Source organism: Cellvibrio sp. ARAG 10.3, from assembly GCF_051846955.1.
Lineage (GTDB): Bacteria > Pseudomonadota > Gammaproteobacteria > Pseudomonadales > Cellvibrionaceae > Cellvibrio.
This window is the reverse complement of record NZ_JBPYCU010000010.1, coordinates 138984-151201: the sequence shown is the minus strand read 5'-3', so window position 1 is coordinate 151201 and position 12218 is coordinate 138984. Positions and strand designations below refer to the sequence as shown.

12 protein-coding genes and 4 tRNA genes are annotated in these 12218 nt (G+C 49.6%); 10 read left to right on the top strand and 6 right to left on the bottom strand.

The window, feature by feature from the left end; genetic code table 11:
- Positions 1–68: 68 nt before the first annotated feature.
- Entirely contained in the window at positions 69–1283 is a 1215-nt protein-coding gene (locus ACSV5M_RS13925; protein ID WP_439176841.1) for a pyridoxal phosphate-dependent aminotransferase, read from the bottom strand.
- A gap of 78 nt (positions 1284–1361) precedes the next feature.
- Here ACSV5M_RS13925 and msrB point away from each other — a divergent pair, with 78 nt between their 5' ends.
- Complete coding sequence (gene msrB, locus ACSV5M_RS13920) at positions 1362–1772, top strand: peptide-methionine (R)-S-oxide reductase MsrB (protein WP_439176840.1); 411 nt, start codon at positions 1362–1364, stop codon at positions 1770–1772.
- 26 nt (positions 1773–1798) lie between these two features.
- Here the strand turns inward: msrB and ACSV5M_RS13915 are convergent, their stop codons facing one another.
- Positions 1799–2602, bottom strand: coding sequence for a hypothetical protein (locus ACSV5M_RS13915; protein ID WP_439176839.1), 804 nt, complete (start codon positions 2600–2602; stop codon positions 1799–1801).
- 213 nt (positions 2603–2815) lie between these two features.
- Between ACSV5M_RS13915 and ACSV5M_RS13910 the strand changes: the two genes are divergently transcribed.
- Both ACSV5M_RS13910 and ACSV5M_RS13905 read left to right on the top strand, forming a co-directional pair.
- Positions 2816–2891, top strand: a tRNA-Glu gene (locus tag ACSV5M_RS13910).
- A 40-nt stretch (positions 2892–2931) separates the two neighbouring features.
- Positions 2932–3007, top strand: a tRNA-Gly gene (locus tag ACSV5M_RS13905).
- Between the two features lie 137 nt (positions 3008–3144).
- On the opposite strand, the gene ACSV5M_RS13900 is transcribed toward ACSV5M_RS13905, so the two are convergent.
- A complete protein-coding gene (locus ACSV5M_RS13900) occupies positions 3145–3552 on the bottom strand; it encodes a PA2817 family protein (RefSeq protein WP_439176838.1) in 408 nt (135 codons plus the stop codon).
- Between the two features lie 60 nt (positions 3553–3612).
- Here ACSV5M_RS13900 and ACSV5M_RS13895 point away from each other — a divergent pair, with 60 nt between their 5' ends.
- The 3 genes from ACSV5M_RS13895 to queF are packed head-to-tail and all read left to right on the top strand — an operon-like array spanning position 3613 to position 6169.
- Positions 3613–4545: an ABC transporter ATP-binding protein gene (locus ACSV5M_RS13895; RefSeq protein ID WP_439176837.1), complete on the top strand. Its 933-nt coding sequence runs from the start codon at positions 3613–3615 to the stop codon at positions 4543–4545.
- Between the two features lie 2 nt (positions 4546–4547).
- Positions 4548–5321 (top strand): ABC transporter permease, encoded by a 774-nt coding sequence (locus ACSV5M_RS13890; RefSeq protein WP_439176836.1) that lies wholly within the window; start codon positions 4548–4550, stop codon positions 5319–5321.
- 20 nt (positions 5322–5341) lie between these two features.
- A complete protein-coding gene (gene queF, locus ACSV5M_RS13885) occupies positions 5342–6169 on the top strand; it encodes an NADPH-dependent 7-cyano-7-deazaguanine reductase QueF (RefSeq protein WP_439176835.1) in 828 nt (275 codons plus the stop codon).
- 9 nt (positions 6170–6178) lie between these two features.
- On the opposite strand, the gene ACSV5M_RS13880 is transcribed toward queF, so the two are convergent.
- Positions 6179–7540 carry an adenylate/guanylate cyclase domain-containing protein gene (locus ACSV5M_RS13880; RefSeq protein WP_439176834.1) on the bottom strand — a complete coding sequence of 454 codons (1362 nt, stop codon included), beginning with the start codon at positions 7538–7540 and terminating at the stop codon, positions 6179–6181.
- Between the two features lie 191 nt (positions 7541–7731).
- A complete protein-coding gene (locus ACSV5M_RS13875; RefSeq protein ID WP_439176833.1) occupies positions 7732–8985 on the bottom strand; it encodes a hypothetical protein in 1254 nt (417 codons plus the stop codon).
- A gap of 155 nt (positions 8986–9140) precedes the next feature.
- Here ACSV5M_RS13875 and ACSV5M_RS13870 point away from each other — a divergent pair, with 155 nt between their 5' ends.
- The 3 genes from ACSV5M_RS13870 to ACSV5M_RS13860 all read left to right on the top strand — a co-directional run bounded on the left by ACSV5M_RS13870 (position 9141) and on the right by ACSV5M_RS13860 (position 10156).
- Positions 9141–9704, top strand: coding sequence for a nitroreductase family protein (locus ACSV5M_RS13870; RefSeq protein WP_439176832.1), 564 nt, complete (start codon positions 9141–9143; stop codon positions 9702–9704).
- A gap of 86 nt (positions 9705–9790) precedes the next feature.
- A tRNA-Ser gene (locus ACSV5M_RS13865) sits at positions 9791–9878 on the top strand.
- Positions 9879–10079: 201 nt separating this feature from the next.
- Positions 10080–10156, top strand: a tRNA-Arg gene (locus ACSV5M_RS13860).
- A 389-nt stretch (positions 10157–10545) separates the two neighbouring features.
- On the opposite strand, the gene ACSV5M_RS13855 is transcribed toward ACSV5M_RS13860, so the two are convergent.
- Complete coding sequence (locus ACSV5M_RS13855; protein WP_439176831.1) at positions 10546–11547, bottom strand: tRNA dihydrouridine synthase; 1002 nt, start codon at positions 11545–11547, stop codon at positions 10546–10548.
- Between the two features lie 402 nt (positions 11548–11949).
- Between ACSV5M_RS13855 and ACSV5M_RS13850 the strand changes: the two genes are divergently transcribed.
- Entirely contained in the window at positions 11950–12198 is a 249-nt protein-coding gene (locus ACSV5M_RS13850; RefSeq protein WP_439176830.1) for an OadG family protein, read from the top strand.
- The last annotated feature ends 20 nt before the right edge of the window (positions 12199–12218 follow it).

Sequence of the window (12218 nt, the reverse complement as noted above, 5' to 3'; positions counted from 1 at the left end):
GGGCTAGTGGAGTTGGCAACAGGCAAATTCCAGCAGGAGCGCCCGTTGGAATTTAGCCGATAACCGAACTATTGCGAATAACGTTGCAGGAATTCACCAAAACGGTGAATTGCCTTGGTGAGATCATCTTCGCGCGGCAAAAACACAATGCGGAAATGATCGTTGGTGGGCCAGTTAAATGCGGTGCCTTGTACCAACAGAATTTTTTCCTGGATCAGGAAATCGAGCACCATCTGTTCATCATCCTTGATCTTGTACATATCAAGATCAAGTTTGGGAAACAAATACATGGCACCACGTGGCTTGACGCACGAAAGTCCCGGGATTTTTTCAATCGCGGTCATCGCTGCATCGCGTTGGTCACGCAGGCGGCCCCCGGGCACGATTAGCTCATTGATGCTTTGATAACCTCCCAGCGCGGTTTGGACGGCGAACATGGCGGGCACATTGGCGCACAGGCGCATGGATGCCAGCATCTCCAGTCCTTCGATGTAACTTTTTGCCCGGTGTTTTGCGCCGCTGATGACCATCCAGCCTGAACGAAAGCCGGCCAGGCGATAGGCTTTCGACAAACCGTTAAAGCTGACGCAAAGTACATCCTGGGCCAAGCGTCCCATGGGGTGAAACTCCGCGTCGTCATACAAAATTTTGCTGTAGATTTCGTCCGCAAAAATAATGAGGTTATGGCGGCGCGCCAGCTCAACAATGTGTTCCAGCACATCTTTGTTGTAAACGGAGCCGGTTGGGTTGTTGGGGTTAATGACCACGATCCCGCGTGTCTTGTCAGAGATCTTGCTTTCAATATCGGCAATATCCGGGAACCAGCCGGACTCTTCGTCGCACAGGTAATGGCGGGCCTTTCCGCCGGCAAGGTTTACTGCCGCTGTCCAGAGTGGATAATCAGGTGCGGGCACCAGAATTTCGTCACTATTATTTAATAATGCCTGCATTGCCATCACGATAAGCTCGCTGGCACCATTACCCAGGAAAATATCTTCTATTTCCACGCCGGGGATTTGCAGCCGCTGGCACTCTTGCATAATGGCTTTGCGCGCGGCAAAGAGGCCGCGCGAGGCGGTATAACCTTCTGCGTTGGGCAGGTTATAGATAACGTCCTGGATAATTTCATCGGGCGCGGCAAAGCCGAAGGGGGCAGGGTTGCCGATATTCAGTTTGAGGATGCGATGGCCTTCTTCTTCAAGGCGGTAAGCGTGTTCCAGAACCGGGCCACGGATGTCATAGCAAACACCGTTAAGCTTATCGGATTTCTTAATATTGCTCATTTGCAGTAATATGCCTTTTATGCAGAAATAAGCGTTAAATCATCATGGTTCGCAGGCTACTGTGTCAAGGAAATCGTTATGTCCAGTAAAGAAAATTATGACGACGCTCACTGGCGTGAGCACTTAACACCAGAGCAATATCGCGTTTGTCGACTCAAGGGAACGGAGCCGCCGTTTACCGGGGAATACTGGAATGTCTTCACTGACGGTGTGTACCGCTGCCGTTGTTGTGGAGAGCCCTTATTTGAGTCGGGTACAAAGTTTGATGCAGGATGTGGTTGGCCCAGTTTCTATGCGCCCATCGAGGACGGGAAGATTCAGGAAGAGTTTGATGCAAGCCACGGCATGCGTCGGACTGAAGTGTTGTGCCGGCGCTGTGGTTGTCATTTGGGGCACGTTTTCCCCGATGGCCCTGCGCCAACAGGACTGCGTTATTGCATCAACTCGGCGTCAATTCTCTTGCAAGGCGATGCAAATAAAAAAGAGTGACCTTGTTATGCAAGGTCGCGCAATCATTAGTCGTACAGTTGTTTTTTCTTCCACTCGTCCTCGTCTCCGAATTTATCCCATTCTTTATTCAGCGATGTCGAGGTTTTGTTCGTGTCTTCTGCCGCGGATTCTGTTCCTTCTCCGTCGGCCTCGGCCGTTGCCGGGTGTGTAGCATGTTGCTCGAGTTTGGTAATCAAACCGGAGAGTTGCGCAATCTGTTTATCGTAGGCGTGGTTTGCGTTTTCGGGAAGTAAGAGCTTGCGCGCAAGGCCGTAATAGTGGATCGCCAGGCGAGGCTTACCCAACTGCTGTGCCTTTTTGGCTTGTGCGACGTGGCCATCAACCGAACTTTGCAGCGCCAGGCGTTTGATCTGATCCATAAACGCTGCGGCCTGAACCTTGGTCAGTGCTTTCAGCGCCTCTTGTTGGGCGACGAAGCGGTACAGTTCCTGTAAATGCTGGCGGACTTCCTTGATTTGTTCGGGATTCTCCAACCGCACTCGCTGCGTGTTAGTAGATTGTTTGATCGCGTTAAGTTGATCGCTGAGTAACTGCAAATCCGCTGCATGGGTAGCGTCACTGGGCTCTAATTTGTGCAGCTGCTCACAGGTATCAATCAATGCGCGGTAGACGACGGTCATAAGGTCGCCACTGAGAAAGTGAGGTGGGAAACCGGTAAGCATGTGACGGAAATTGCGCTGCCGCACTTTCAGTGCAGTCAGCAGGCGCTGGCGATGAACCCGCCTCCTTTCAATAGCTTGCGAGATAAGTGCATAGGCAGCCAGAAGCACCAGGAGTAGGATAATGGATGAAACGATATAAATGGACATAGGGCCGGCTGCTTATCAAGCTTTAAAATATGACGTACATCTCAAAGTATAGCACCAAAGCACGACTCTCCCTTATGTCGAAAAGTTGCGTCTTGGCTCGCTAAGTGCTTGTTTCCACAGTTATAAAAAAAGAAGTAAAAGTGTTGACAGTGCATCCTTCCCTACTTAGAATGCGCCCCACTTCTGACGTCGTCGATGACAGAAGGTTTCTGGGTCCCCTTCGTCTAGTGGCCTAGGACATCGCCCTTTCACGGCGGTAACAGGGGTTCGACTCCCCTAGGGGACGCCAATTTCAGGAAAGTTTCAGCTCAGGCAGAGCAATCGATTAAGCGGGAATAGCTCAGTTGGTAGAGCACGACCTTGCCAAGGTCGGGGTCGCGAGTTCGAGTCTCGTTTCCCGCTCCAGTTTCTCCTCTTTTATATTCTCCCTTACTTCGTTTTTTGGTCGCTTCGTTGCCTCTCGATTTGCTATCGGATAGCGGTGAATGTGGGGATGCAAAACTCTGCTAGAATTTCCACCCCTGCAATTGCAAAGGCTCCGTTCAATGCAGGCCGAAGCAATTTGCGCGTTCGTCGCGGTAAGAAAAATCTTTTCCTGTGCGCATGGCCTCGTGGCGCAATTCATCAAGCTGCTGGTAACGGGCTATTTCTTCATCCGGCATAAAATGCAGGCAGTCGCCGCCAAAAAACCAGAGTAAGTCGCGGTAGAGTAGTGGCATCAGGTGTGGGTAAGCCGTTACCACGCGGCACAGTAACAACTGGCCGGTATGGAGAAATTCCTGGTCAGTGTTTTGATGTAGTAACTTTATATCCGACAGGAATTGCTGATCATCTTCGCTGCAATCGTCGGCGTTAAAAGGTGGTTGTTGTTCAATCTGTTCAATAAACGCCTGCAAGAGTTGCAGGTGGTATAGTTGGTAATCTTGTTCGGGTGATGTTGTATCTGACATGGCGGGCCTGACGGGTTGATTCAGCACAAGGTACGAGGGTAGTAATGTGATGAGGCTATTATGACAGCTGCGCTTTCGATTAGAAATCTTCGCAAGACCTATGACAACAAATTTGAGGCGCTAAAAGGCATCTCGCTGGATGTGGCGCCCGGTGATTTTTTTGCCATGCTGGGCCCGAATGGCGCCGGTAAATCCACAACCATTGGCATCATCAGTTCGCTGGTGCGTAAGACGTCCGGGCAAGTGGAAATTTTTGGTAAAGATATCGATGCTGATTTTTCGGCAGCCAAGAAGTTCCTGGGTGTGGTTCCCCAGGAATTTAACTTCAGTATGTTTGAAAAGGTGGAGGACATTGTTCTCCAGCAGGCCGGTTACTACGGTTTGCCGCGCAGCCAGGCAAAAGCGCAAACTGAAAAGTACTTACGGCAGTTAAGCTTGTGGGATAAGCGACAAACCCCGGCGCGCATGTTATCTGGCGGCATGAAGCGGCGGCTGATGATTGCCCGCGCGCTGGTGCACGAGCCCCGGTTGCTGATCCTTGATGAGCCCACTGCCGGCGTTGATATCGAATTGCGCCGTTCCATGTGGGATTTTTTGCGGGAGATCAATGCGGCAGGAACCACCATTATTCTAACGACACATTATCTGGAAGAGGCAGAAAGCCTTTGCCGTAATGTGGCAATCATTGATCATGGCACGATTGTCCAAAATACCAGCGTGCGCAATCTGCTACAGCAATTAAATAAAGAAGTTTTTATCTTTGATACTCAGGCCGTTATCGAACAGGCACCTGCTGTGCAGGGTTATCAGGTGCGCCGTCTGGATGAGCACTCGTTCGAAGTTGAAATTGAAAAAGGGCAGTCGTTGAATCAACTGTTCGACCAGCTTTCGCAGCTGGGTATCAGCATTATCAGTATGCGTAACAAGGCAAATCGCCTGGAGGAGTTATTTGTGTCCATGGTGAGCAATAACAAAAAAGCGGGGGGAAACTAAACATGGAGCTTAGTCAACAGTGGATCGCCTTCCGCACTATTTTACGTAAGGAAATTAAACGCTTTACCCGTATCTGGGTACAAACCTTATTGCCACCGGCTATTACCATGGCGCTGTATTTTGTGATCTTTGGTAAATTGATCGGCAGCCGTATCGGTGAGATGGATGGTTTCAGCTATATCCAATTTGTTGCGCCGGGTTTGATCATGATGTCTGTGCTGACCAATTCCTATTCCAATGTGGTGTCATCATTTTTTAGTGCTAAATTTCAGCGCAGTGTCGAAGAAATTTTGGTGTCGCCCACGCCTAATTATATTATTTTACTTGGCTATTGTATGGGTGGTGTGGCTCGTGGCTTGGCAGTCGGGGTGTTGGTGACATTGTTGTCCCTGGCATTTACTGATCTTCATGTGCATAGCTGGACGGTTACAATTGCTATTGTTGTATTGACGTCCATGCTGTTTTCATTGGCCGGCTTTATTAATGCTGTTTACGCCAACAGTTTTGATGATATTTCCATCATACCCACCTTTGTGCTCACGCCTTTAACCTATCTGGGTGGAGTATTTTATTCCATTCATTTGTTGCCTGAGTTCTGGCAGGGCGTATCGCAGTTGAATCCGATCCTGTACATGGTTAATGCATTTCGTTATGGCATGTTAGGTGTTTCGGATATCAACGTGGTTGCTGCATTTGCTGGCTTGCTCATCTGTCTGGCTATTTTGTTTATGGTTGGTTTGCATTTGCTGCGTGTAGGTAAGCGCTTGCGCGCGTAATCAATTTTGGATTTGCTGCTATGAGTCATGTTTCCAACAGTCCCTTGGGCCAACAGACGCAGTATGTTTCTGTTTATACCCCCGAATTGTTATTTCCTATTCCACGCGCGGCTTCACGTGAGTCCTTGTTACTCAGTAATGACACGCTACCGTTTTATGGATTGGATTTGTGGACGGGTTATGAGCTTTCCTGGTTGGATGAGCGTGGCAAACCGATAGTTGCTATTGCTGAGTTTGGGATTCCCTGTACCAGCCATGCGATCGTGGAATCCAAGTCGTTTAAGTTGTATTTAAACTCCTTTAATCAGACGCGTTTCCCGGGTGTTAAAGAAGTCTGTGCTCTGCTGGAAAAAGATTTATCTGCAGCGGTAGGAGATACCGTTAGGGTGTCTCTCAAGCCGCTTTCGGAAGGCGTCGTGTGCGATGTAAGTTCATTGGATGGCCTTTGCCTTGATGACCTGCCGGTAACCATCGACACCTATCACCCTTCACCGGATTTATTGCATGTTCATACGGAGACTCATGTCAGCGAGACACTGGTCAGCCATTTATTAAAGAGTAATTGTCCGGTCACGGGTCAACCGGATTGGGCGAGTGTGCAGGTTCGTTATACTGGCGCACAGATTGATCACGAAGGTTTGCTGCGCTATATCGTTTCATTTCGCGAGCATCAGGACTTTCATGAGCACTGTGTCGAGCGGATGTTTGTGGATATCGTGGCGCGTTGCCAGCCGCAACGCTTGAGCGTATACGCACGCTATACGCGGCGGGGCGGCTTGGATATCAATCCGTTCCGTACCACTGAGCCAACCGAGCTGCCGGCGTCGGTACGCCTGGTTCGGCAGTAGGTCCAGCTGTTAGACAATGACTTTGTCGCGCAGGCGATCTGCGGCTTTTTCGAGGGAGTCGATCACTTTTTCTTTGTCGTAATTGCGGATTTTGTCGAGGTCCAGGTACATGGAGAATCCTTCTGCGCGCTCCTCAAAATAGCTTTGGTTTTTGCCCAGCTCCTTACGGAAATCCACAACCTGGTACACCTTGACTGGCAGGGCAAACCCTTTTACCTGAATCTCACCTTTGTCACGACACATGATTGAGTCTTTCACTAACGACCAGGTTTCATGGGAGATCAGGATTTCATCCGGATCGGCTGCGGATTCAAGACGGCTGGCCAGATTCACCTGGGTACCCAGCACCGTGTAGTCGAGGTGGCTGGAGGTACCGAAGGTGCCTACCGTGCAGAAACCGGTATTGATGCCCATACGAATCTGCAACGGTTTTTTTATGCCCTGGTTAAACCATTCCAGTTGCAATGACTTCATTTTCTTCTTCATCGCGATTGCCATGGACACGCAGCGCAGGCAATCCGCTTTAATCCCCTGGCTATTGCTATCGCCATACAACACCATGATGGCATCGCCCATAAACTTATCGATGGTGCCGCCGTAGTGGGTCACTATCTTGGACATTTCAGTCAGATAATGGTTGAGCAGGTCGGTAAGTGCTTCAGCTTCCATCTCTTCTGAAAGTTGACTGAAATCCTTGATGTCTGAAAAAAATACACTGATTTTTTTTCGTTCGGCCTGGAGTGTTTCATCGCGGCCTTGATTGATGGCCTTCCAGACGGTGGGCGGTAGATAACGGGAGAGTTTGTAGGCGCGAATCTTGTGCCACTTTTGTTCGTTTTCCAGTTGTTTCTGACTCATGACCAGCTTGCGAAACCGTTGGTGCATATACACAGCATGAACGAGAAAATAACAGACAATGCCGATCAGGCTAGCCGCGCTGATTTGAACACTGGTACTGAGTATCAGTTGCGGCTTGTGTAACAACAGGCTGACCAGAACACCGGCCGCGAAGGCAGCGTTGTCTTCCATCCAGCGCCGAATCCCCCCGTTGAGTAGGGCATTGAACTGGATAATGGTCAGGAACAGGACGCAGGGCAAAATACTGAAGTTAATCAAGCTCAACACCAGGCCAATCAGGCCGGCATCGACATAGGATAGCCAGCGCAGCAAGCTGACGGTGAATTCCGGAGGGCGTTTATGGGTGAAGTGGTAGGTGGCATAGGGGTAAATCAGCAAAAGAACAATAACAACCACATATAGAAGATTGATATTTTCCCAATTGGTATGAGATGCCAGGGTGCCCGCTGCTGCAAAACAAATAAGCGCACGGAAATAATATTGCTGTAAGGGTGACTCGGTGTGGGCATTCATAGGAGGAGTCTTGCTGTTCATTTGTTATAAAAAACCTTAAGTTTATGCCGCCGATAAATAGCCGTCCCTAATGCAAAGATTGTTCCTCAACAAATTTATGTAAAGGCTTGGTATTAAACGTTTTTTTACGACAAAAGTCTATTGCCGGAGAGCGCTAAATCCTGTTCGTGGCATAGCATTCAACCTGGTCTCTAGCCTTTTAGTCTTAATTGTAGGTATTTCTCTTCCAGCTCTGCGTATTGGGTTTGCAGGATCAAATGATCAGCCTGGAGGCTTTTCAGTGCTTCTACCGCCTGCGCACTGGCATTTTCCGACAAGGCACGTTTCAATTTGTCGTTCTCTTGTTCCAGTTCAATAATGCTGGTCATCAAGGTTTTACTCTCAAAAGCAAAATTGTGTAACAGCTCTCTCATACGTTGATTTTCTTCTTCTGCGAATTGCGTTTTTTCCAGTAGCTGTTCATGGTGATGTAATTTTTCCTGGGAATTTTTCAGTTCGTCTTCTATCAGCTTCACGCAGGTTTCGGCTTCCTGCACAAAGCGAATTTGCCGCTGTAACTGTTGTTGCAGATCCTGGATCGCCACTTCTTTTTCTTCTGCTGTTTTGGCGTCCTCTAATTTGCGTTGCAATTGGTTGATAATCCGGTGTTGATCAACGGCGACATTGCGCAATTTTATAATTTCATTGGCGATGCTGGAATCCGGTCGGTGAGTATGAGCATTTGTGTAAAGCACGGCAGGATTTTTTTCGAGTGCCTGGCGGCCGGTCATCATGCTTTGATGTACATCGTTATAGGTGTTGTGGTAGCGATCGAGTAAATCGTTGAAATATGCTTTATCTTCAACGCTCTCGACCATGTCGGATAGCTGTTGATGATAGCCCTGTGCTTTTTCCTGGGCTTCTTGCCATTGCCGTTCAAGGTCAAAAAACAACTGTTTGAATTTTTCCAGGTTCTCGATCCGTTTCTTGCTATTTGCCAATTCTGTTTCCAGCCCTTGCGTATCTGTCTGGCGGGTTAATAGGCTGGATAATTGTTGTTCCAGATAATCCCAGCGTACCAACGGTTTGTTACCGTCAAAGGTAACTGCCGACTCCTCTGCCATCAGAAAATGATGCCGCAGGGCCAGGACTTTTTGCATCGCTGGCGCCTCCGGTGATTGCTCCAGCGTAATCTGATTGTCCCCGGCGATCTGCTGATACTGGTTTCGCGTGATGTCCAGCTGCCGGGAAATGTATTCGCGGTAAGTGTGGCTGTCTGTTATCGGTTGTTGAAGGGGGGGCGGTGCTGGTTTGGGCTGGCTGTTTAATAACTCGCGCAGCTTTTGCTGTTGGCGGTTGACCAGCTTCCTTTGGTTGCGGACATAAAACAAAAGAAATACGCATAACAGCGTAAGCAGAAGGTAGACCTCCAGAGCCGCTATAAGAATGTAATTAGATACCTGCATGGGTATTCTCGATAGTCTTTGACCGACGCCTTGGCATGAATATAAGCCTTTCGTTCGTGTCATTGAGTATGGTACAGCCTTCTCTTATATGCGAGTCGCTGGATACTTCCAGATGTGCTGCTACAATCGGCGTTTTTTCAGTTGAGGGGGTCAATATGAATGCGTTGGACGCACTTCATCAGCGTGTTTCTGTCAGTAAGCTGACCGCACCTGCACCGAATGCAGAGCAGCGCGAAGCGATATGTAAAGCCGCGTTGCGCGCTGCTGATCATGGTCAGATGCGTCCATGGCGTTTTTTGGTCGTGGAAGCAGAGGGGTTAACTGCATTGGGCGAGCTTTTTTGTGCGGCCGCCCTGTGCGATGATCCGGGCCTTCTGCCAGAGGTGCAGGATTCCTATCGCAAAATGCCGCATCGGGCGCCGATGATTATCGTGGTAATTGCTTCCTGCCACATCAATCCCAAGGTGCCGGAGATTGAACAGCTCATCTCGGCAGGCGCAGCGGCACAGAACATGATTACCGCCGCCTATGCACTGGGTCTTGGTGCCATATGGAAAACCGGTGCCATGGCATACCATCCCGAGGTTAAGCGTGGGCTGGGTTTGCGGGAGAACGAACATATCATCGGCTACCTTTATATGGGCACACCGACCAGTCCTTTAGGTAAAGCGCATCCGCGTCCGACCAGCGAATTTTTTGCCAACTGGCCCGCGCAATAAGATTGCGTTTAATAAATCACTTGTGTACATTAGCGCCCCTTCGAGAAACCCCGGATGGGGCGGTAACGAGCACGTAAAGTGTTTACGGTGAGGTGTCCGAGTGGCCGAAGGAGCACGCCTGGAAAGTGTGTATATCGCAAGGTATCGAGGGTTCGACTCCCTCCCTCACCGCCATATTAAAAAGCCCGGCTAGTCCGGGCTTTTTCATTTATGCGAACGGAGCAGGGCGTGAAGTGATTAATGTTTGCCCATCTTGTTCAATAAGTCGCAGGTTGTGGAAGTGATTGAAAAAGATAAGAAAAGTTTTCCTCTCTTTAATGATGAAAAGCTTGACTCCCCTAAATCGGATCACTAATATACGCGCCTCCAAACAACGCACTCGTAGCTCAGCTGGATAGAGTACTCGGCTACGAACCGAGCGGTCGGAGGTTCGAATCCTCCCGAGTGCGCCATACAAAACAAAGGCTTAGCTGACACAGCTAGGCCTTTTTTTATTTTTGGGGTAAAAAATCGGGGTAAAAAATAAAGTAGAAAAAATCTTCTACTTTCTGGCAGACAATACCGCGTTAAATCATTACAATTTGCTTATTCAGCGCGATAACGATAATAAAAGCTCATCCCGTCAGGGGTGGGCTTTTTTTATGCCTGTTACATTGTGCTGACATCCCTTCGTTGAGTAGTTGATGTGGAGTATGCGAATGTTTCCTTTATTGCAGTTGATGGTATTGAATCATCGGGTCATCAGCAGGGGTAAGATGACGGGATTTTTAAATATAGAAGGGAAACGCGCGGACGGTTTTTGGTTCTAGTTGCACGATCTATTGTTAGCTGCCGGAAGATTTCAAAGCGCTTCGGTATCCATCGCCAGATGCTGCTGTTTCGCTTGATGATTTTTGGGCAACACTTCAGCAAAGGCTTGTTCGATGGCAGCAGGCTCCCGCTCCCGTTTTATGCGCTCAAAAAATGCTTCCGCTTGAGGGTATTGCAGACGCAGGTACATGAGCCATTGCTTGATCCGGTTACCGCAGTTTTTTTCCAGGTAGCGGGGTCTGGTTTGTTGGTAATAATCGTACAGCAAACTGCATATGTCGCCCCAGGAAAGAGGGCGATACTCTTCGCCCTGTAAGTCTGCCATGATGCGCCGGGCCAGGTCCGGGCACGCGAGCAGCCCACGCCCCAGCATCACATCGTCGCAGCCGGATTGTTCGCGACAGCGATGGTAATCCGCCAGATTCCAGATCTCTCCATTTGCAACTACCGGTATAGCCAGGTGTTGGCGTATGTCGGCGATATATTCCCAATAGGCCGGCGGCTTATAGCCATCTGCTTTGGAGCGGGCATGGACGGTCAGCTCATTGGCGCCTGCATCGGCAACAGCGAGTGCATTATCCAGATAGCTGTTGCGATCATCGTAGCCCAGGCGGATTTTCGCGGAGACGGGAATCTCCGCTGGAACCGCATCGCGTACCGCTTTGACGATGCGATATACCCGATCCGGCTGGCGCAAGAGGCAGGCGCCACCATCGCTCTTGTTAACGGTTTTGGCCGGGCAGCCGAAGTTGAGGTCAATCGATTTGGCGCCGGCGCGTACAGCCTCTATGGCGTTGATCGCCATTGGCTCCGGCTTGCCACCCAATAGTTGCAGCTTTACCGGAATGCCGCTCGGGGTTAAGCAGTGATGCTCGATCTCTGGCGCAAAACGGAAAAATACCTTATACGGCAGTACCTGCTCGGTCACGCGGACAAATTCTGTGACACAGCCATCCAGACCACCGATGCGTGTGAGCAGGTCTCTTACGTGGTGGTCGACGACGCCCTCCATCGGGGCCAGCATAATTCTCATGGGGTAGATGAATCTCGTTGCGTCTATATCTAAATCGCCGGAGCGAAGTGTGCGCATTCTACGCTGGATTGGGTGGGTGTACAGGTAGTTGGCTGATAAATAATCGCCGGGCGCAGCGGGAAAGCCGGGGTCTGAGCTGAAAGTTTGCGTAAATCATTGAAGAATAACAAAAAACGGGTTGTGCTCTTATGATTGCGAGGGAACAAAAACCGATGAAACGCACGGGGTTTGGTTGCGGAGGTGGGGTAATCAAGCTACATTGTCGCCCCGCTCGCCTGCCGGGAGTGATTGTTATTAACGCAATCGCGGCAGGATTCATGAATAATTCAGATAAATTCCCGCCATGTCGGGTCTCAATCTCTGCAACTTTGTATTGCAGATACAGAAACAAGGGGCAGTCAGATGCAGGATTCATTGATGCAGCAGGGTGTTGATCTCATGCTTTATGGCATGGGTACTGTGGTGATATTTCTCGCTATCCTGGTTGTTTTCACGACGTTGATGTCGCGCGTGGTCCAGCGTTATTTCGCCGAGCCCGATGTTCAGGCGGCACAGGTCAGGATGGTCGAATCCGACCAGGACGGAGTTGATGCGCGATTGTTGGCAGTTATTAAATCTGCCCTGGATCAGCACCGGGCGAACCGCCGTTAACAATCATCCTTATGCACTAG

Excerpts from the sequence above, each read along its gene's own strand:
- queF (WP_439176835.1), top strand. The coding sequence starts at position 5,342 with ATGAGTCATGTTTCCAACAGTCCCTTGGGCCAACAGACGCAGTATGTT.
- ACSV5M_RS13890 (WP_439176836.1), top strand. The coding sequence starts at position 4,548 with ATGGAGCTTAGTCAACAGTGGATCGCCTTCCGCACTATTTTACGTAAG.
- ACSV5M_RS13900 (WP_439176838.1), bottom strand. The coding sequence starts at position 3,552 with ATGTCAGATACAACATCACCCGAACAAGATTACCAACTATACCACCTG.
- ACSV5M_RS13925 (WP_439176841.1), bottom strand. The coding sequence starts at position 1,283 with ATGAGCAATATTAAGAAATCCGATAAGCTTAACGGTGTTTGCTATGAC.
- ACSV5M_RS13850 (WP_439176830.1), top strand. The coding sequence starts at position 11,950 with ATGCAGGATTCATTGATGCAGCAGGGTGTTGATCTCATGCTTTATGGC.
- ACSV5M_RS13870 (WP_439176832.1), top strand. The coding sequence starts at position 9,141 with ATGAATGCGTTGGACGCACTTCATCAGCGTGTTTCTGTCAGTAAGCTG.
- ACSV5M_RS13855 (WP_439176831.1), bottom strand. The coding sequence starts at position 11,547 with ATGAGAATTATGCTGGCCCCGATGGAGGGCGTCGTCGACCACCACGTA.
- ACSV5M_RS13875 (WP_439176833.1), bottom strand. The coding sequence starts at position 8,985 with ATGCAGGTATCTAATTACATTCTTATAGCGGCTCTGGAGGTCTACCTT.
- msrB (WP_439176840.1), top strand. The coding sequence starts at position 1,362 with ATGTCCAGTAAAGAAAATTATGACGACGCTCACTGGCGTGAGCACTTA.
- ACSV5M_RS13915 (WP_439176839.1), bottom strand. The coding sequence starts at position 2,602 with ATGTCCATTTATATCGTTTCATCCATTATCCTACTCCTGGTGCTTCTG.
- ACSV5M_RS13880 (WP_439176834.1), bottom strand. The coding sequence starts at position 7,540 with ATGAATGCCCACACCGAGTCACCCTTACAGCAATATTATTTCCGTGCG.
- ACSV5M_RS13895 (WP_439176837.1), top strand. The coding sequence starts at position 3,613 with ATGACAGCTGCGCTTTCGATTAGAAATCTTCGCAAGACCTATGACAAC.